The organism is Mesorhizobium sp. B2-3-10, assembly GCF_006442275.1.
GTDB classification, from domain to species: Bacteria; Pseudomonadota; Alphaproteobacteria; order Rhizobiales; family Rhizobiaceae; genus Mesorhizobium; species Mesorhizobium australicum.
This window is the reverse complement of the sequence record NZ_VFVT01000003.1, coordinates 296,252-315,276: the sequence shown is the minus strand read 5'-3', so window position 1 is coordinate 315,276 and position 19,025 is coordinate 296,252. Positions and strand designations below refer to the sequence as shown.

Annotated in this window: 13 protein-coding genes; 3 read left to right on the top strand and 10 right to left on the bottom strand. The window is 63.2% G+C overall.

Annotation, left to right across the window (positions count from 1 at the left end):
• Positions 1-3,360 carry a transglutaminase family protein gene (locus tag FJ943_RS11180; protein WP_140721490.1) on the bottom strand — a complete coding sequence of 1,120 codons (3,360 nt, stop codon included), beginning with the start codon at positions 3,358-3,360 and terminating at the stop codon, positions 1-3.
• A gap of 114 nt (positions 3,361-3,474) precedes the next feature.
• Positions 3,475-4,668, bottom strand: a complete 1,194-nt coding sequence (locus FJ943_RS11175) for an acyl-CoA dehydrogenase (RefSeq protein ID WP_140661831.1) — start codon at positions 4,666-4,668, stop codon at positions 3,475-3,477.
• 103 nt (positions 4,669-4,771) lie between these two features.
• Between FJ943_RS11175 and FJ943_RS11170 the strand changes: the two genes are divergently transcribed.
• Positions 4,772-5,683 carry a LysR family transcriptional regulator gene (locus FJ943_RS11170; RefSeq protein WP_140721487.1) on the top strand — a complete coding sequence of 304 codons (912 nt, stop codon included), beginning with the start codon at positions 4,772-4,774 and terminating at the stop codon, positions 5,681-5,683.
• Here FJ943_RS11170 and FJ943_RS11165 read toward each other — a convergent pair whose 3' ends face one another.
• The 8 genes from FJ943_RS11165 to FJ943_RS11125 all read right to left on the bottom strand — a co-directional run bounded on the left by FJ943_RS11165 (position 5,684) and on the right by FJ943_RS11125 (position 16,565).
• Complete coding sequence (locus FJ943_RS11165) at positions 5,684-8,008, bottom strand: Tex family protein (RefSeq protein ID WP_140721484.1); 2,325 nt, start codon at positions 8,006-8,008, stop codon at positions 5,684-5,686.
• 363 nt (positions 8,009-8,371) lie between these two features.
• Positions 8,372-9,553: a serine hydrolase gene (locus tag FJ943_RS11155; RefSeq protein ID WP_140721481.1), complete on the bottom strand. Its 1,182-nt coding sequence runs from the start codon at positions 9,551-9,553 to the stop codon at positions 8,372-8,374.
• Positions 9,554-9,585: 32 nt separating this feature from the next.
• Entirely contained in the window at positions 9,586-10,782 is a 1,197-nt protein-coding gene (locus tag FJ943_RS11150) for a serine hydrolase (protein WP_140713488.1), read from the bottom strand.
• Positions 10,783-10,849: 67 nt separating this feature from the next.
• Complete coding sequence (locus tag FJ943_RS11145; protein ID WP_140661827.1) at positions 10,850-11,878, bottom strand: extracellular solute-binding protein; 1,029 nt, start codon at positions 11,876-11,878, stop codon at positions 10,850-10,852.
• A gap of 44 nt (positions 11,879-11,922) precedes the next feature.
• Positions 11,923-12,735, bottom strand: a complete 813-nt coding sequence (locus FJ943_RS11140; protein WP_140661826.1) for an ABC transporter permease — start codon at positions 12,733-12,735, stop codon at positions 11,923-11,925.
• On the bottom strand, positions 12,728-13,657 hold the full coding sequence (locus FJ943_RS11135; RefSeq protein WP_246671855.1) for an ABC transporter permease: 930 nt from the start codon (positions 13,655-13,657) through the stop codon (positions 12,728-12,730). The genes FJ943_RS11140 and FJ943_RS11135 overlap by 8 nt, the downstream gene beginning before the upstream one ends.
• Entirely contained in the window at positions 13,657-14,751 is a 1,095-nt protein-coding gene (locus tag FJ943_RS11130) for an ABC transporter ATP-binding protein (protein ID WP_140713486.1), read from the bottom strand. The genes FJ943_RS11135 and FJ943_RS11130 overlap by 1 nt, the downstream gene beginning before the upstream one ends.
• A gap of 140 nt (positions 14,752-14,891) precedes the next feature.
• A complete protein-coding gene (locus FJ943_RS11125; RefSeq protein ID WP_140721478.1) occupies positions 14,892-16,565 on the bottom strand; it encodes an amidohydrolase in 1,674 nt (557 codons plus the stop codon).
• A 258-nt stretch (positions 16,566-16,823) separates the two neighbouring features.
• Here FJ943_RS11125 and FJ943_RS11120 point away from each other — a divergent pair, with 258 nt between their 5' ends.
• Together FJ943_RS11120 and FJ943_RS11115 are read left to right on the top strand one after the other, a co-directional pair.
• Entirely contained in the window at positions 16,824-17,477 is a 654-nt protein-coding gene (locus FJ943_RS11120) for a TetR/AcrR family transcriptional regulator (RefSeq protein ID WP_140721476.1), read from the top strand.
• 83 nt (positions 17,478-17,560) lie between these two features.
• Entirely contained in the window at positions 17,561-18,592 is a 1,032-nt protein-coding gene (locus tag FJ943_RS11115; protein ID WP_140721473.1) for a histone deacetylase family protein, read from the top strand.
• The last annotated feature ends 433 nt before the right edge of the window (positions 18,593-19,025 follow it).

Sequence of the window (19,025 nt, the reverse complement as noted above, 5' to 3'; positions counted from 1 at the left end):
TCACAGTCTTGGTGGACGCCTGAGGTCAAGGGTCATCGGGAAATCTTCCGCCGGCTGTTCCTCGCGCAACACATAGCCCGAGGGTGTGTGGCCGCGCGGTTCGAAGCGGGCGAGCCGCCGTGCCTCCGCCTCGTTGCCGTTGACCGGGAAAGTATCGTAGCTGCGCCCGCCGGGATGCGCGACATGGTAGACGCAGCCGCCGATTGCCCTGCCGGACCAGCGGTCATAGATATCGAACACCAGTGGCGTGTTGACCGGCAGCGCCGGATGCAGGCCCGAGGCCGGCTGCCAGGCCTTGAAGCGCACGCCGGCGACCGCGACCTCTCTGTTGTCGGTAATCCTCATCGGCACGATGCGGCCGTTGCAGACGATCGCATGACGCTCCGGATTGAGGCCTTCGGTCCTGACCTGCAGCCGTTCGACCGAGGAATCGACGAAGCGCACGGTGCCGCCGATCGCGCCCTGCTCGCCCATCACGTGCCATGGTTCCAGCGCTTGCCTGAGCTCCAGCTTGATCCCGGCATGCTGCACCTCACCGCAGAAGGGAAAGCGGAATTCGAGCTGGGCATCGAACCATTCGGGCCGGAATTCGAAACCATTGAGCTTGAGGTCGTCGAGCACGTCGAGAAAGTCCGCCCAGACATGGTGCGGCAGCATGAAGCGATCATGCAGCGAGGTGCCCCAGCGCGCGAAGCGCCCGTCGAGCGGGTTCTTCCACGCGCGGGCGATGATGGCCCGCACCAGCAATTGCTGCGCCAGAGACATGCGCGCATTGGGCGGCATCTCGAATCCGCGGAATTCGACAAGGCCAAGCCGGCCAGTCGGACCATCCGGGGAAAACAGCTTGTCGATGCAGATTTCCGAGCGATGCGTATTGCCGGTGACGTCGGTCAACAGGTTGCGGAACAACCGGTCGACCAGCCACGGCAAGGGTGCGGCACCCTGGTCGGGATGCGGCACCTGCGCCATCGCGATTTCAAGCTCGTAAAGAGAGTCGTGGCGCGCCTCGTCGAAGCGCGGCGCCTGGCTGGTCGGGCCGATGAACAGGCCGGAGAACAGATAGGACAGCGAGGGATGCCGCTGCCATTGCAGCACCAGGCTCTTCAGCAGGTCGGGCCGGCGCAGGAATGGGCTGTCATTGGGCGTGGCGCCGCCGACCACGACATGGTTGCCGCCTCCGGTACCGGTGTGGCGGCCGTCGATCATGAACTTGTCGGCGCCGAGCCGCGTCTGCCGCGCCTCGTCGTAGATCGCCGTCGTTGTCGCCACGCAGTCCTGCCAGTTGGAGGCTGGGTGGATGTTGACCTCGATGACGCCGGGATCGGGTGCCACGCGGATGACGTTAAGGCGCGGGTCATGCGGCGGACCGTAGCCCTCGATGTGCACGGGAAGGCCAATTGCCTTTGCCGCGTTCTCGGCCGCGGCGACGAGCTCTAGGTAATCCTCGAGCGCCTCGACCGGCGGCATGAACACGCACAGCCTGCCGTCACGCGGTTCGACCGAAAGTGCCGTGCGCACCGCGCCGCCGATCTCGGTGATCTCCTGCTCGACGCGCTCCTGCTGGCCGGTCGTCGCCGTGAACGAGGCTGCCTGTTGGCGACGGGCCATTTCGTCGGCGCCTTCGAGTTCCGCAGGAGCGGCCGCTGGCAAGATCGCTTCGCGCACCGGCAGCGGGCCACGCGGCAGCGACGGATCGACGGGCACGATGTAGGGGAATTGCGCCGACGGCACATAGGGCAGCGTGCCCAGTGGGAGACGATAGCCGACCGGGGAATCGCCCGGGACCAGGAACAGCCGGCCGCGCCGCGTCTTCCATTTCTCCGAGCGCCAGCGCGGATCGGAGGCCTGGCTGTTCCAGCGTTGCACCGGCAGCACATAGCCGGACGGCTTGGTCAGCCCGCGTTCGAAGACACGCGCCATGCGGCTGCGTTCCTCCGGATCTTCGAGTTTCGAATTCGACGGGTCGACATTCTCGGGCAGCTTGCCTTCCTTGAGCAGCCATTCGGCCGGATCCTCATAGGCTTCGCTGACCATGGACGTGTCGATGCCGAGTTCGCCGGCGATCGCCGTCAGCAGGCTTTCGGCTTGTTTCGGCCCGATATCAGCCGAACTATCTTCCCGCGCGATCAGCGACGGGTCGCTCCACACCGGCTCGCCGTCGGCGCGCCAAAAGAGCGAAAACGTCCAGCGTGGCAGGCTTTCACCGGGATACCACTTGCCTTGGCCGTAGTGGAGAAAACCGCCGGGCGCGAAACGCTCGCGCAGCCTGCGGATCAACGCATCGGCCTTTTCGCGCTTGGTTGGCCCAACGGCGGCGGTGTTCCATTCGGCGGCCTCGAAATCGTCTATCGAGACGAAGGTCGGCTCGCCTCCCATGGTCAGCCGCACATCCCCGGCCGCGAGCGCGGCATCGACCTTGTTGCCGAGCGCGTCGAGCGCCTGCCAGCTCTCGTCGGAGAACGGCTTGGTGATGCGCGGATGCTCGGCGATGCGGTCGACCCGCATCTCGAAGCCGAACTCGACATTGGCAAAGCTCGCCATGCCGGAAATAGGCGCCGCATTGCGGAAATGCGGCGTGGCGGCCAGTGGCACATGGCTTTCGCCGGTGAGCAGGCCCGAGGTCGGATCGAACCCGATCCAGCCGGCGCCAGGAAGATAGACCTCGCACCAGGCATGCAGGTCGGTGAAATCGACCGCTGTGCCGGCCGGCCCATCCAGCGCGACAAGATCGGGCTTGAGCTGGATCAGATAGCCCGAGACGAAGCGCGCGGCGATGCCGAGATTGCGCAGGATCTGCACCAGGAGCCAGCTTGAATCGCGGCAGGAGCCCTTGGCCGCTGCCAGCGTTTCCTCCGGTGAGAAGACGCCGGTTTCCATGCGCACGATATAGGCGATCTCGCGCTGCAGGCGGGCATTGAGATCGACGAGGAAATTGACCGTGTTGGGCGCGCTGCGGTCGACAGTTTTCAGAAACGCCTGGAGCAGCGGCCCGGCCCGCTCCGGCATCCGGTAGATGGCGAGGTCGTCACGGATCTCCTCGGGATAGTCGAACGGGAACGCCTCGGCCGACGGTTCGACGAAGAAGTCGAACGGATTGTAGACGGTCATGTCGGCGACGAGGTCGACCTCGATCTTCAGCTCCGTCACCGGCTCCGGAAAGACGAAACGGGCGAGGAAGTTGCCGTAAGGATCCTGCTGCAGATTGACGAAGTGGTTCGCCGGCTCGACCTTGAGCGAATGGCTCAACACCTTGGTGCGGGAATGCGGTGCCGGCTGCAGCCTGATGATTTGGGGCCCGAGAACCACCGGCCGGTCGTATTTATAGTGGGTCAGGTGGTAGACGGCTGCCAGAATTGCCATGGGGCCCCGGAGATCGGCGTTTCATCAGCCGAACCCTGACACACCTGGCCGCCATTCTCCAAGCGGATGTTGCGGTGCACCTAAATTAAAGAACCGCTTGCCGGCTTAAGTCGCTCAAAAGAACGCCTGTATCCCCGTCTGCGCCCGTCCCAGGATCAGCGCGTGCACGTCATGCGTGCCTTCGTAGGTGTTGACGGTTTCCAGGTTCTGCGCGTGGCGCATGACGTGATAGCCGATCTGGATGCCGTTGCCGCCATGCATGTCGCGGGCCTGGCGGGCGATGTCGAGCGCCTTGCCGCAATTGTTGCGCTTGACGATCGAGATCATTTCCGGCGCCATCTTGCCTTCATCGAGCAGGCGCCCGACGCGCAAGGAGGCCTGTAACCCCAGAGCGATCTCGGTCTGCATGTCGGCGAGCTTCTTCTGGTAGAGCTGCGTGCCGGCCAGCGGCTTGCCGAACTGCTTGCGGTCAAGCCCATATTGGCGAGCGCGATGCCAGCAATCTTCCGCCGCTCCCATGGAACCCCAGGAGATGCCGTAGCGGGCCCGGTTGAGGCAGCCGAAGGGTCCACCGAGGCCCTTGGCGTTGGGTAGCAGCGCGTCCTCGCCGACCTCGACGCCTTCCATCACCACTTCGCCGGTGATCGAAGCGCGCAGCGACAGCTTGCCGCCGATCTTCGGCGCCGATAGCCCTTTCATGCCTTTCTCCAGCACGAAACCGCGGATCTCGTCCTTGCCGTTCTCGCCCTTCAACTTGGCCCATACGACGAACACGTCGGCGACCGGCGCGTTGGAAATCCACATCTTGGAGCCGGAGAGCGTGTAGCCGCTGGCGGTCTTTTCGGCGCGGGTCTTCATGCCGCCGGGATCGGAACCGGCATCCGGCTCGGTCAGACCAAAGCAGCCGATCCATTCGCCGCTAGCGAGCTTGGGCAGATATTTCCTGCGCTGTTCGTCCGAGCCATAGGCATGGATCGGGTACATCACCAGCGACGACTGCACCGACATCATCGAGCGATAGCCGGAATCGACGCGTTCGACTTCCCGCGCCACCAGACCGTAGGTGACATAGCTGGCGGCGAGGCCACCGAACTCTTCCGGAATGTTGATGCCGAGCAGGCCGGCCTCGCCCATCTCGCGGAAGATCGCCGTGTCGAAGGTCTCGTTGAGATAGGCTTCCTCGATACGCGGCGCGAGCTTGTCGGCGGCAAAGGCGGCAGCGCCATCGCGCACCATGCGCTCGTCTTCCGAAAGCTGGTCCTCGATCAGGAACGGGTCTTCCCACACGAATGCATTCTTGTCGGCCATGGCTTCTCGATCCTTGAAACAGGTGAAGCCCGGCTTATCGGCTCGTGGCCTGAAAAAATCAAACGAAATTGCTTCGCGGATCAATGAGCGTTAGGAATGGATCATGAGTGTCCAGCGCCGCCTTTTGCCCAACATCAGCGCCCTTGCCGCCTTCGAGGCCGTGGCGCGGCTTGGCTCCTTCACCTCCGCCGCCCAGGAATTGGACCTGACCCAGGGCGCGGTCAGCCGCCAGGTCAGGCTTTTGGAAGATCAGTTCGGCCGGCAGCTGTTTGAACGCGACAGCCGCAATGTAAGGCTCTCCACGGCAGGTGAAATCTACGCCGAAGCGGTACGCTCGGCGCTTGGCCAGTTGCGTGACGCAGCCCTTGGATTGATGAGCAATCGGCATAGTGGCATCTTGAATCTTGCCATTCTGCCGACTTTCGGCACGCGTTGGCTGATGCCGATGATCCCCGATTTCGTCGAGAACAATCCCGACATCACCATCAACTTCGTCACCCGCGTCGGGCGCTTCGACTTCGCTCGCGAACGGTTGGATGCCGCCATCCACTACGGCCTGCCGGACTGGCCGGACGCCGACTCGACGCTTCTGGTGCGCGAGACGGTGGCGCCGGTGGTGTCGCCCGACTTCCTCGCCGGCCGCGCCATCGCTACGCCGGCCGACATCGGCCGCTTGCCGCTGCTGCACATGACGACGCGCCCCGGGGCCTGGAGCGAATGGTTCGAGCATCAGGGCCTGAGCGCGCCGACCGGGCCTGGCATGCAGTTCGAGCAGTTCGCCACCGCCGCCCAGGCTTGCATGGCGGGCCTTGGCGTGGCGCTCTTGCCGCAGATCCTCATCGAGGGCGAACTGCAGCGCGGCCAGCTTGTGCCCGCGCCTGGCCAGCCGATGCAGAGCCGCAGCGCCTATTACCTTGTCATTCCTCACGACAAGCGCGGCTATCCGCCGGTTGCCAGTTTCCGGGACTGGCTGCTCGGCCAGCTTGAGAAGGAGCCGGCTGTTCTGGCGTGGTAGCTACTTTCGCTTCAGCGCGTCCGCCAGCGCGGCGCCGAACGCACCTTGCTGTGCCGGCCGCTCCGGCTGGCGTTGCGGCGTAGGCCCGCGTGGCGCCGGCCTGCCGCCGCCATTGTCGCGCGGCCCGCCCTTCGATGCACCCCCCTCGCCGCCATCCTTACGCATGGAGAGCGCGATACGCTTGCGCTTGATGTCGACATCGACGACGCGCACCTTGACCACGTCGCCGGCCTTGACCACCTCATGCGCGTCCTTGATGAAGCGGTCGGCGAGCTGCGAGACATGCACCAGCCCGTCCTGGTGCACGCCTATATCGACGAAGGCGCCGAAAGCGGCGACATTGGTTACGGTGCCTTCCAGCAGCATGCCGGGCTTCAAATCCTTGATCTCGTCGATGCCATCGGCGAAGGTCGCCGTCTTGAAGCCGGGACGCGGATCGCGGCCGGGCTTCTCCAGCTCCGCCAGAATGTCGCGCACCGTCGGCAAGCCGAACCGCTCGTCGACGAAGACGCGCGGGTCGAGCGCCTTGAGCGCGGCACTGTCGCCCAAAAGCGAACGCACGTCGCGGCCGCAGGCGGCGACGATCTTCTTGGCCACGCCATAGGCCTCCGGATGCACCGACGAGGCATCGAGCGGTTCGCTGCCATTGGCGATGCGCAGGAAGCCGGCGGACTGCTCGAACGCGCGCGGTCCAAGCCGTGCCACCTTCAGCAGATCCTTGCGGCTGGCGAACGGGCCGGTCGCATCGCGATGCGCGACGATTGCATCGGCGAGCGACGCGCCGAGGCCTGAAACCCGCGCCAGCAACGGCGCCGAGGCGGTGTTGAGGTCGACGCCGACCGCGTTGACGGCGTCCTCCACCACCGCTTCCAGCGAGCGGCCGAGCCGGTACTGGTCGACATCGTGCTGATACTGGCCGACGCCGATGGATTTCGGCTCGATCTTGACCAGTTCGGCCAGCGGATCCTGCAGCCGTCGCGCGATCGACACCGCGCCGCGCAGCGACACGTCGAGGCCGGGGAACTCGGCGGCAGCCGTCGCCGAGGCCGAATAGACCGACGCTCCCGCCTCGCTGACGATCACCTTGAGCGGCTTCGGGCCGCCGGCCGAAGGCATGTCGGACAGCATGTCGGCGACCAGCTTCTCCGTCTCGCGGCTGCCGGTGCCGTTGCCGATCGAGATCAGCTCGACCTTGTGCTGGCGGATAAGCGCCGCAAGTTCGGCCTGCGTGCCACGCACATCGTTCCTCGGCGGAAACGGATAGACCGTCGTCGTCGCCAGCAGCTTGCCGGTGCCATCGACCACCGCCACCTTGACGCCGGTGCGGATGCCGGGATCGAGCCCCATCGTCGGCCGCGAGCCGGCGGGAGCCGCCAGCAGCAGATCCTTGAGGTTACGGGCAAAGACATGGATCGCTTCTTCCTCGGCCCGCTCGCGCAGGTCGCGCATCAGGTCGAGCGTCAGGTGCAGCGACAGTTTGATGCGCCAGGTCCAGCCTGCCACTTCCATCAGCCAGCGGTCGCCGGGCAGGCTGGCACCGATGGCGTAGGCGTTGGCGATCATCCGCTCGACCGGCTTCACCGGCGAGCCGTCATCGGCATCCACCTCGATGTCGAGCGACAGCACCTCCTCGTTGCGGCCGCGCAGCATGGCGAGCGCGCGGTGGCTCGGCACGGTCGCCCAACGTTCGACATGGTCGAAATAGTCGGAGAATTTCGCGCCGGCCTCCTGCTTGCCGTCGACCACCCTGGCGCGCAGGAAGGCGCGCTCCTTCATGTAGCTGCGCAGCTTGCCGACCAGATCGGCGTTTTCGGCGAATTGCTCCGACAGGATGTCGCGCGCGCCCTCGAGCGCCGCCTTCGCATCGGCCACCTCGCCGGTGACATAGGCGAGCGCGACGTCCGCGGGCACCAGCGCACGGTTGTTGAGAATGGCTTCGGCCAGCGGCCCCAATCCACGCTCGCGGGCGATCTCGGCCTTGGTGCGGCGCTTCGGCTTGTAGGGCAGGTATATGTCCTCGAGCTCCGCCTTGGTCGCGGCGCCCGCGATCTTGGTTTCAAGCTCTTGCGTCAGCTTGCCCTGCTCGCGGATCGAGCCCAGGATGGTGTCGCGGCGGGCGTCGAGTTCGCGCAGATACACAAGACGCTCGGCAAGGTCGCGCAATTGCGTGTCGTCCAGCCCGCCGGTCACTTCCTTGCGGTAGCGTGCCACGAACGGCACCGTCGCCCCCTCATCGAGCAGTCCGATCGCCGCGGCCGCCTGTTCCGGCCGCGCCTTGATTTCGGCCGCGATGATGGCTGCGATGCGCTTGATGTCGGATGCCATGTCTTCCCACTCTCGTCGAAAAGAGCGGCGACCATAAGCGCAGACATCAGGTCCGCCAACCGCGACGTTTTCAACGGCGGCGGAGGTCCACAGGAAAACGCGATGCGTTCACCGGATCTGGGTACCGCAGGAATTTGCTGATACTGAGATGTCTGCGCCGCCCCTCACCTGCCTGCCGGCATCCTCTCCCCGTATAGTGACGGGGAGAGGGCGCTGTCATCGCCGATTTCGCCAATCGCCAACGGTGCAAAGGGGCGCCGGCGTAGCGACCAGATCCCTTCTCCCCGTCACTATACGGGGAGAAGGTGCCGGCAGGCGGATGAGGGGCAGCGCCGACATCACCAATCGCACGCGACTGCCCACTTAGACCATCCGGCTCAGCGCCTCGAAAAACGCAACGATCTCGATATCCAGCGGATCGTCGACCGGCTCCGGCTGCGACGACATCTTGGCGATCACCACTTCGGTGCTGGGATCGACATAAAGCCACTGGCCATGGATGCCGATGCCGCAATACGCGCCATTTTCGAAGCCGGTCTGATACCATTTGTTGCGGTAGCGGCCTTTCGGGAACAGCGGCAGCATGGCACCGCGCCGCCAAGCTTCCGAGCTGCCGCCGGTGCTGGTGGTGTCGCGCACCCAGGCCTCGGGCACGATGCGGCGGCCATTGGCGGTGCCGCCCTGCCGCATCATCTCGCCGATGCGCGCCAGGTCACGCGGCGTCACCGAAATGCCGCCGGCGGTGCGTGCCGTGCCTTCCATGTCGACGCCGACAGAGGCCTCGCCGAGGGCGCCAAGCGGCAGCCACAGTTTCTCACGCATCAGGTCGGTGAAGCGCTGGCCCGAGGCGCGCTCGAGCAGCAGGCCGAGCAGGTCGGAATTGGGCGAGCGGTAGCGGAAGGTCTGGCCATGCGGCTCGGCAAGCCGCTGCAGGGTAAGGATGAATTCACGCAGGCTTTCGGTGCCGCCGCCCGGATTCCACAGCGTCGCGCGGCGATAGCGGGCGAAGGCGCTTTCCGGATCGAGATAGGCCTCCTCGAAGTCGAGGCTGACGCTCATGTCGAGCACATGCCGAACGCTTGCATCGCCATAGGCCGAGCCGGCTGCTTCCGGGATATAGTCCGTCACCGGCGCTTCAGGGTCGAACACGCCCTCGCCTTCCAGTATGCCGGCGATGATCGCGGTCACCGATTTGCTGATCGAGAAGATGATGTGGCGCGCGCCAAACTCCATATGCGGCGCGAACCAGTCGCCAATGATCTTGCCGCCTTTCATCACCGTCAGGGCGTCGGTGCTGGAGCGCAGGAGGAATTCAGCCACCGTCTCCGGTGCAGTCGCGACCGTGACCTTTTCCCCGAGCAAGCCGTCCATGTCTCGCCGAGGGGCTTCTGCGGCGCCGGGCGCTGCCGCCACCCGGGCGGTCGGCACCAGTTCGCCGAGATTCTGGAACGACCACCGATTGAACGGGCTCACACGCCAGTTGCCGAGCAGCACCTCGTTGCGGCGGAATCCGTATCGAGTCTCGAACGCGGTCTTGCCGGTCATGGCGTTTCCTCCCAGTCCATTGGTCATGAAGCTCAGGCAAGCGCCGCGGCGATGGCGTGCACGGCCTTCAGCGTTGCCCTGGAATAGGCCATGTTGCTGAAATCCGGCCAGGTCGACAGCTTCACCACGACTATTCCTGTGTTCCAGTCGATATGGATCAACTGTCCGAACACGCCACGGCACATCAGTGCCCGCGAGCTGGGATTCTCGATCCAGAACTGGTTGCGATAGCTGCCCTCGGGCAGGCTGGCCGAGAAATCCGGACCATGCCTGCCGGTACGCGTCGCCTCGATCCAGTCCGCCGGCACGATGCCGCCGCCATTGTCGAGGATCAGCTGGCCAAAGCGGGCGTAGTCGCGCAGCGTCGCGTTGAAGCCGCCATCGGCCAGCGCATAGCCGGCGCTGTCGACGGTGAAGCAGGCGCTTTCGTCAGCCCCGAGCTTTTGCCAAAGTTCTTCCGAGACGAGTTGCGCCAGCCGCTTGCCGGTCACCCGTTCCATGATGAAGGCGAGCACGTCCGTCTCGATCGAGCGATATTCGAACGTGGCTCCATGCGGGCGAACCGTGTCCTTCAAGCCCAGGATCAGTTCGAACATGTGCGATGGCCAGCGGAAATCCGGATCGCTGCCCGGTGGCACCGGCTTCCAGCCGGTGGCGACATCGACCTGGCCGATGTCGGAATAGCGGTCGGTGTATTCCTCCGAAAACCGCACGCCGGTGGTCATATCAAGCACATGCTGGACGCTGGCGCCGGCCCACCCGGTCGCGCTCAGTTCCGGCAGGTAGTCCGTCACTGGCTTCGCCGGATCGATCAGGCCGCGCCCGGCCAATATCCCGAACACCGAGCCGGTGACCGACTTGGCCATCGACTGCGACAGGTGCAGCGTGCGCTCGTCCATGCCGTTGAAATAGCGCTCATAGGCTATCCTGCCGTCCTTGAGCACCAGGAAGCCGTCCGTATAGGTCTCGTCGAGCAAGCCGGCGAGTGTCGAAGGCCTGCCCTCGCTGTCCTCGACCGCTAGCCCGTCGAGATCGACCTCGGCGCGTTCGAGACGGTGGCGATGGCCAGCGCCGCGCCAGACTTCCACGGTCGGCAGAATTTCCCGTATGTGCTGGAAAGCCCAGCGGTTCCAGGGCGGCCTGTCCCAGTCGAGCCTCGGCGGCAGCATGGCGGGCGGCGAGCCTTGCATGATAGGCGGCCGCGGATCGCTGTTGCGGTAAGATGTCATGGAACCCTCCCCGTAAGCGCAAAGAAGGGAGGCCGAAGCCTCCCTCCCGCTGGACTTTAGACCGAACCTATTTGCGCAAATTGGTCCAGATCTTGTTGTAAATCTCCACCACATCTGGCGGACAGGGCGGAACGAATTCCGCTACCGGCGCGCCTGCCGGCGGATTGAGTTCCGGCGAATTGGCGAAATCCGGCTGCAGGAACTTGTGGCTGCCCGCAATGCCGTTGTCGTAACCGGCGAATTCCGAGATCAGCGCAGCGTTTTCCGGAGCCATGATAAAGTCCTGGAACAGCTTGGCATTGTCGAGGTTCTTGGCGCCCTTCAGCACCGCGACATTGTCCATCCAGCCCTCGATGCCCTCCTTGGGGTAGGCGTATTTGATGGCCGGGATTTTCTGCCGCGAGCGATAGGTCGCGCCATTCCACTGCTCCGTCACGATCACGTCGCCGGAGGTGATCTTGGTGATGGTGTCGTAGCTGAAGGTCTTCCATGACGGCTTGGCGGCCATCAGGATGTCGTTGACCTTCTTCAGATTGGCCTTGTCGGCACCGCAGCGCGGCACGCCGGCATAACGCTCGGCCGCATGCATGACAGTGTTGACATCGTCGAGCATATTGATCTGGCCCTTCAGCTCCGCCGGCGGGTCGAAGAGGATGGCCAGCGTGTCGATATTGCCCTTGAACTTGTCTGTGTTGACCGCGAATGCCGTGGTGCCAAACTGCCACGGCGCGGTGTAGTGACGGCCGCTGTCCCAATAGACGTCGACGAAACGCGGATCGATGTTCTTGCCGTTCGGCATCGCGTTGGGCTCTGTCTTTTCGAGCAGCCCTTCGTCGACCATAATCTTCACCGTGTAGTCGGACGGCACGACGATGTCGTAACCGGAATTGCCGGCGCGCACCTTCGACAGCATGGTTTCGTTGGAATCATAATCGTCCAGCGTAACCTTGACGTTGTACTGTTTCTCGAACTTTTCGACCAGCTTGGGATTGGTATAGTCACCCCAATTGTAGATGTGCAGCTCGCCATCGGCGAGTGCCGGCACTGCCCACATAAGCACGGCCGTCGAAACGGCCGCCATCAACTTTCTAGACATTTTTGTTCTCCTTGCCTTCCCATTGTTTGTCGTGGAGCTTTTGGTCACTTGGCGCGTCTGCGCGCGATCAGGAATGATACCGAGACGAAGAGGATCGAGACCAACAGCAGGATGGTGGAGATGGCATTGATCTCCGGCGTCATCGGCCGCCTGATCTGGTTCCAGATGTAGAGAGGTAAGGTCGTCTGGCCGGGGCCGGCGACGAGCTGCGTGATGGTGAAATCGTCGAAGGAGACGATAAAGGCGAGCGCCGCACCCGACATTATACCGGGAACAAGCAAGGGAAGTGTTATGCGCCGGAACGCATGCCAGGGCGTGGCGTAGAGATCGGCCGCGGCGGATTCGAGCGTCAGGTCCATGTCCTCGAGACGTGCCCGGATCGGCATGTAGGCGAAGGGGATGCAGAACACGGTATGGGCGAGGATCAGATTGCCGATGCCGAAATTCAGGCCGAAGGCCCCGGCGATCAGGGCGAAGAAGGACAATGTCGCCACCGCGGTTATGATCTCGGGAACCATCAGCGGCAGGTTTATGACCATGAAGGCGGCCGGAAGGCCACGCCACGGCTTCACCCGGGTCATGCCGATCGCCGCCAGCGTGGCGCAGATCGTCGAAACGATCGTCGCGCTCACCGAGATGATCAGCGTGTTCTCGGCGGCGTTGTGAAATTCCTCATTGAGCAGTGCGGTGCCGTACCAAGTCAGGCCGACGCCCTCCCAATGGGTGACAAGCGAACCCGTGTTGAACGAAAAGATCATCAGGATCAGGATCGGCACGTAAAGCACGCCAACGCATATGATGGCGATCGTGCGGAACCCCGGCTGATCCTTGATATCTACGTTGCGGGGATCAGCCATGCTGCACCTTCCCCGACGTGTTGCGAACGTAGAAGTACAGCGCCACGAGCACCGCGGCCATCAGGATCAGCGCTTGCGCGCAGCCGAGCGGCCAGTTGCGTCCCGAGCCGAATTGCTGGGCGATGAGATCCCCTATCATCAGATGGATGCCGCCACCAAGGATCAGCGGCGTGACGTAGGCGCCGAGTGCCGGGATGAAGACGAGCAGGCAGCCGGCGATGATGCCGGGCAACGACAGCGGGATGATCACGCGCCACAACACTTTGCGACGGGTGGCGTAAAGGTCATAGCCGGCCTCAACCAGCCGGAAATCCATTTTTTCCAGGCTTGAATAAAGCGGCAGGATCATGAACGGCAGAAAGGAATAGAGCAGGCCGAGTTGGATAGCGAAATTAGTATAGAGCATCGTGATCGGCTTATCGATCACACCCAACGCCATCAGCGCATTGTTGACCAGTCCTTCGTCGCGGATGATGAACATGATCGCCAGCGTACGCACCAAAAGGTTCGACCAGAACGGAATAGTGATCAAAAGCACCCACCAGTTGCGCTGCGCCGGCGGCCGTGTCGCCATGAAGTAGGCGGTTGGAAAGCCAAGCAGCAGGCAGATGACCGTCGTCACCACGGCGAACAGGAACGAGCGCAGGTAGATGATCAGGAAGTCCGGCGTGAACTGCAGCGTGTCATCGAAAATATCGCGCTGGAACAGGAAGTTCAGATAGGCGTCGGTCGAGAACTGCCATTGCACGCCGCCATAGGGCGCTGCCTGGAGAAACGAATAAACGCATATGATGATGAGCGGCAGCACGCCGAAAATGCCGATGATGATCAGCGCCGGCACGGAGAGCAATCGGTTGCGCCGTGCCGAGGCCTTGGCGGCACCTGCTTCGAACAAGGCGGCTTTTGAGAGTGCGGCTGCCATCAGTCCCTCAACACCTGTGCGGCGTCGTTGCCAATGGCAATGCCGACCTTGTCGCCCTGCTCGAAACCGCAGCCTGCGCTACGGGTGTTCTGCTGGCGGACCGTGAAGGCCTCGCCACTGTCGAGGCGGACCTGAATGTGCGTATCGGTGCCGAAATAGACGATGTTTTCGACCGTTCCGGAAAGATCACCCTTGGTCGTTGTCAGCTTGGCATGTTCGGGCCGCACCACCACGGTGGCGTTGTCCTTGGGCTGGAAGCCTTCCGCCACCGTGGCATTTATCATCGCCCCGGATTTGAGCGTCGCGCGGGCCTTTCCATCGCTGACGCCAGAGATGGCGGCGGTCAAGAAGTTGGTCTCGCCAATGAAGTCGGCAACGAAACGTTCGGCCGGCTTGTCGTAGATGTCCCAGGGCGAACCGACCTGAAGGATCTTGCCCGACGACATCACGGCGATACGGTCCGACATGGTCAGCGCTTCCTCCTGGTCGTGGGTGACGAAGATGAAGGTGATCCCGGTCTCGTGCTGCAGCCGCTTCAGTTCGATCTGCATCTCCTTGCGCAGCTTGTAGTCGAGCGCGGAGAGCGGCTCGTCGAGCAGCAGCACCTTCGGCTGCGGTGCGAGCGCCCGCGCCAGCGCTACGCGCTGCTGCTGGCCGCCGGAGATCTGGCTGGTGCGGCGATTGCTCAGCGCTTCCATCTTGACCAGCTTCAGCATCTGGGCGACGCGCGCCTTGATCTGATCCTTTGGCTTGCCCAGCATTTCCAGGCCGAAGCCGATGTTCTCGGCCACCGTCATGTGCGGGAACAGCGCATAGGACTGGAAGACGGTGTTGACCGGGCGCTTGAACGGCGGCAAGGGCGCGATGTCCTGGCCATAGAGCAGGATTTCGCCGGCTGTTGGAAAATCGAATCCGGCGATCAGCCGCAAAAGAGTGGTCTTGCCGCAGCCGGACGGCCCAAGCAGCGTGAAAAACTCGTTCTCGCGAATGGAGACCGAGACCTTGTCGAGGGCAGCGACCTGCCCCTCACCCGATCCGAAAATTTTGCTGACGTTTACTACTTCAATCGCATTCCGATCCGGTTTGTCCGGCACGATTACGCCTCACTGTTGACCCCGCTCTTGCTGGCGGAGCTGTTCCCCTGTTGGATGTGACCACACGCCCGGTATGTTGGCAAGCCCGGCATTGACTCACAGTTCAGTGTACTCTTGGGGTAGCAAGCCCCATGCCACAGTCAGGCTTGGTAGGTGATTTTGCCGCCACAGATGGTCGTCACCGGCCGCACCGTATGCAACGCTTCCGGGGCAGTCCTCTCGATATCGGCCGACAAAACGACCAGATCCGCCAGATAACCCGGCTTCAGCACGCCTTTGCGGTGTTCCATGAATTCGCTGTAGGCGCCCTCGACCGTATAGCCGGCAAGCGCTTCATGCAGCGAGAAACTCTGGTCCGCCAAGCCCTCTGCCCAAGGCTTTCGCATCACCGCCGCTTGGATGCCCAGGATCGGATCAACCGGCGAGACCGGCCAGTCGGAAGCGAACACGACGCGGGCGCCAGCATCCTTCAGCGTGCGCCAGGCATAGCTCAGCGGCCACCTTTCGCGACCGATGCGCGAAATCGTCGGCTCCAGCGGAAAGTTCATGGCGCCGGGCGGATGCGGCGGTTGCATCGAAGCGATGACGCCAAGTTCGGCGAACCGCGGTACATCCGTCGGGGTGATGACTTCGATATGCTCGACGCGGTGACGGCTGTCCCGCTTGCCGTTGTTCTCCCGCGCCGCCTGATAGCCGTCCAGCACCGCGCGGACTGCGCCGTCACCGATCGAATGAACGGCGATCTGCAGGCCTCTGCGGTCGGCCTCCACTGCCACCTCGGCGAAGTGCTCGGGCGTGAACAATGGCTCGCCGCGCCAGCCGGGACGGTCGGCGTAGTCGTCGACCATCACGGCAGTCCAAGAATCGAGCACACCGTCGTAAAACACCTTGACCATGCCCGAGGAGAGCCATTCGGAGTTATAGGTCGCGGCCATACCCGACGCTTTTTCAAGCATGCCCAGTGTCATGAAGTTCTTGAAATGGAACGGGATTTTTGTACGGCATATAAGCCGCCCTTCCGCCTCCAGGCCGGCAAGCAATTCAAGCTGGTAGAGGTTGCCATCCATGTTCTGGATCGACGTGATGCCATGCCTGGCGCACCATTCGAGACCGCGATGCATCAGATCGCGGTCGGCAGCCAATTCCTCGGCCGAAGGATAAGGCTCCGGCTCCGTGCCAGTCAGGCCAAGCCGCGTGCGGTTCTGGCCAAAGAATTCCATAATCGGACCAAATGCCTCACCTTCGCGCAATTCGCCCGAGGCCAGTCCGTCGGCGCCCATGACGATTTCGTTGCCCGGCCCCAATTGGCGGCCATGCAGAAGCCCTGCCTGCTCCAGCGCCTTGGTGTTCGCCCACATCGTGTGATGGTCGGAAGCCGACATGGCGAAGGGGCGGTCGGGAATGATGCGGTCGAGATGATGCCGCGTAACCGGCTCGGGAAGGACCGCATAGTCGACGCCGGCGCCGATCAGAAGCTTGGCATTGGGCCGCGTCGCGGCAAAGAGCTGGATAGCATCGCGCAAGGCATCGAAGCCATGCACGGCAGCCAGGTGCAGATTGTCGAGTTCAGCCGCGCCGCCGAACAGATGCATATGGGCCTCGATGAAACCCGGGATCACCGAACCGCCCTCGGCGTCGATGACCTTTGTACCCGTTCCCCTGAACTCTTCGATTGCAGCACGGCTGCCAATGGCGATGATGGCGCCGTCCTTGACGGCAACGGCCTCGGCGGCGGGATTGTCACCGTCCATGGTCAGCACACGACCGTTGATGACAATCAGATCCGCATTGTGACCCGCACCCGTAACAGACATCGCGACTCCGCGCTTTTGACGACTGACTTTAGACCCGACAACCCCGTGCCCAACGACCCACTCCACAGGAGCGGCGCCATGGGACAAAAATAGATGCCAGTACGCTGTCTTCGAAATTTCCCTTGTTATCCCAAGAGACAGTGTGGATAAAGAATGCGACTGATTATTCGCGTTTGTCAACATGCCGGATTTAGAATGTATTGTGGACAGCACGCCCCGCTTGTGTTGGGACCAGGCGGGGAACGAGGGCATCAAGCAGTGAAGCGCAGTCTCGACCGCAAAGCCAGGATAGCGCTCGAGCCGCGCAAGCAGCCGCGGCAACAACGGTCCAGCAAGGTGGTCGACAGGATTCTCGACGCGGCGCTGATCCTGACGCGTGAGCAAGGAACCAGGACACCGACGACGCTCGCCATCGCGCAGCGCGCGGGCCTGTCGGTCGGTTCGGTCTACCAGTACTTTCCCAACAAGGAAGCCATTCTTCTGGATCTCGCCCGACGCTGGCTGTCATCCTTTCCCGAGGTGATCGCGAGGCGCATCAAGGTCGCCCCGCCCACCAACCGCGAAGAATTTCGGCGGGAAGTGCGCAAGCTGTTCATCGACACGTCGAAGCTCTACCTCGAAAACGCCACCCTGATGCCGGTGATCGAGGCCATTTCAGGCAATGCCGACCTGCGGCCGATCCAGAACGAATATGACGACCAGATCATCGCCCTCTATGCTGCATGGCTGCAGCATGTGAACCCCGCACTCGAAGGCAAGATCGCCAGCCGGCTCGGCGTGGTGATGATGGAGGTCGGGCACGTCTGTCGGCTCGTTGGGCTGAAGAAGGACCGCAGGACGTTCGACCTCATCGAGGACGATGTGGAAACCATGTGGCTCGCCTTGGTGAGCCCCTACCTCAATCTTGACTGACCGGTTTCAATGCAATTCCGGACGGAAAACCGCTTCACACTTTTCCTGGAATTGCCGTAGCTTCGCACTTCGAGAGGAAATTCATGAAAACTGTCTATTCGCCACTTCACGCCGGTCATGCCGGGCAGATGGAACTGGTCACCTCAGCCATCGTGCCCGGCTTCGAAAAGCCCTCGCGGGCGGAGTTCATCAAGGCGCGGGTCGAAAGCGAGAAGCTCGGGCCGATCATCGCGCCGGTCGAGCACGACCTTGCCGCCGCCAAGCGCGTCCACAGGGCCGACTACATCGACTTCCTGCCGACCGTCTGGCCGCAATGGATCGCCGAGGGCCATGCGGGCACGGCGATGCCCTTCACCTGGCCGACGCGCGGACTGCGCGGCGACGTGCCGCCCAAGCGCATCGACGCCCTGCTCGGCTATTATTCCTTCGACGGCGGCGCCACCTTCGTCGAGGGCACCTGGGCCGCGATCAAATCGTCCTTTGACGTCGCGCTGACCGCCGCCGGCCTGGTCAAGGACGGCGAGAGGTCGGCCTTCGCGCTCTGCCGTCCGCCCGGCCACCATGCCGGGGCCGGCTTCATGGGCGGCTATTGCTACATCAACAACGCGGCCGTCGCCGCGCAATGGTTCCGCGACCAGGGCGCCAAGCGTGTCTCGATCCTCGATGTCGACTATCACCACGGCAACGGCACGCAGGAGATCTTCTATGACCGCGCCGACGTACAGGTTCTCAACCTGCACGGTGATCCGATGGTCGAGTACCCGTTCTTCCTCGGCCATGCCGATGAGCATGGCGCGGGGGCCGGCGAAGGCTTCAACATCAACTACCCCATGCCCTTCGGCACCGGCTGGGATGCCTGGAACGTGTCGCTGGAGGATGCCTGCGCCAGGCTCGCCGCCTACGCTCCCGACATCGTCGTCGTCTCGCTCGGCGTCGACACTTTCGAAAAGGACCCGATCAGCCAGTTCAAGCTGAAAAGCCTGGATTATCCGAAGATCGGCCAGCGCATCGCCAAGCTCGGCCTGCCGACGCTGTTCGTCCAGGAAGGCGGCTATGCCGTCGAGGAGATCGGCATCAATGCCGTCGGCGTGCTGACTGGGTTCGAGGATCGGTAGAGCGGTCGTCCAGCAAGCGCAGCGTCTGCGGGGAGGACGGACAAAGGAAGGGTGGCGGCAGCCGCCCCTTCTTTGCACCCAGAGGCGCCGCGTAAGCCCATCGCAAAAATCATGACCGGCCTGCGCGGCTCGATTTCCGTGCCCAGGAAATGCAAAGAAATTGGCCGCTGAGTCGCGGGCCGAGTCCACCGGATTCAATTTTGTCAAATCGCGTTTGATGTCGGATTCATCTGCGGGTAGATTAGACCCGAATCAGCCGGTCCTCGGGGGGCGCGGCGACCACCCAAAGTCTCACGTTCCGGAATTTTTCCGGCGCCAGACGCGGATGTCTCGCGTTCCCTGAATGGATTCCGTCTGGTCGGGCGCGGCCCCGCGCCTCGTGTGTGTCTCGTAAAAGTAACGCGTTTTCGGGTTCGGCAGCTGGCACTCCAGC

Excerpts from the sequence above, each read along its gene's own strand:
- FJ943_RS11180 (WP_140721490.1), bottom strand. The coding sequence starts at position 3,360 with ATGGCAATTCTGGCAGCCGTCTACCACCTGACCCACTATAAATACGAC.
- FJ943_RS11175 (WP_140661831.1), bottom strand. The coding sequence starts at position 4,668 with ATGGCCGACAAGAATGCATTCGTGTGGGAAGACCCGTTCCTGATCGAG.
- FJ943_RS11170 (WP_140721487.1), top strand. The coding sequence starts at position 4,772 with ATGAGTGTCCAGCGCCGCCTTTTGCCCAACATCAGCGCCCTTGCCGCC.
- FJ943_RS11165 (WP_140721484.1), bottom strand. The coding sequence starts at position 8,008 with ATGGCATCCGACATCAAGCGCATCGCAGCCATCATCGCGGCCGAAATC.
- FJ943_RS11155 (WP_140721481.1), bottom strand. The coding sequence starts at position 9,553 with ATGACCGGCAAGACCGCGTTCGAGACTCGATACGGATTCCGCCGCAAC.
- FJ943_RS11150 (WP_140713488.1), bottom strand. The coding sequence starts at position 10,782 with ATGACATCTTACCGCAACAGCGATCCGCGGCCGCCTATCATGCAAGGC.
- FJ943_RS11145 (WP_140661827.1), bottom strand. The coding sequence starts at position 11,878 with ATGTCTAGAAAGTTGATGGCGGCCGTTTCGACGGCCGTGCTTATGTGG.
- FJ943_RS11140 (WP_140661826.1), bottom strand. The coding sequence starts at position 12,735 with ATGGCTGATCCCCGCAACGTAGATATCAAGGATCAGCCGGGGTTCCGC.
- FJ943_RS11135 (WP_246671855.1), bottom strand. The coding sequence starts at position 13,657 with ATGGCAGCCGCACTCTCAAAAGCCGCCTTGTTCGAAGCAGGTGCCGCC.
- FJ943_RS11125 (WP_140721478.1), bottom strand. The coding sequence starts at position 16,565 with ATGTCTGTTACGGGTGCGGGTCACAATGCGGATCTGATTGTCATCAAC.
- FJ943_RS11115 (WP_140721473.1), top strand. The coding sequence starts at position 17,561 with ATGAAAACTGTCTATTCGCCACTTCACGCCGGTCATGCCGGGCAGATG.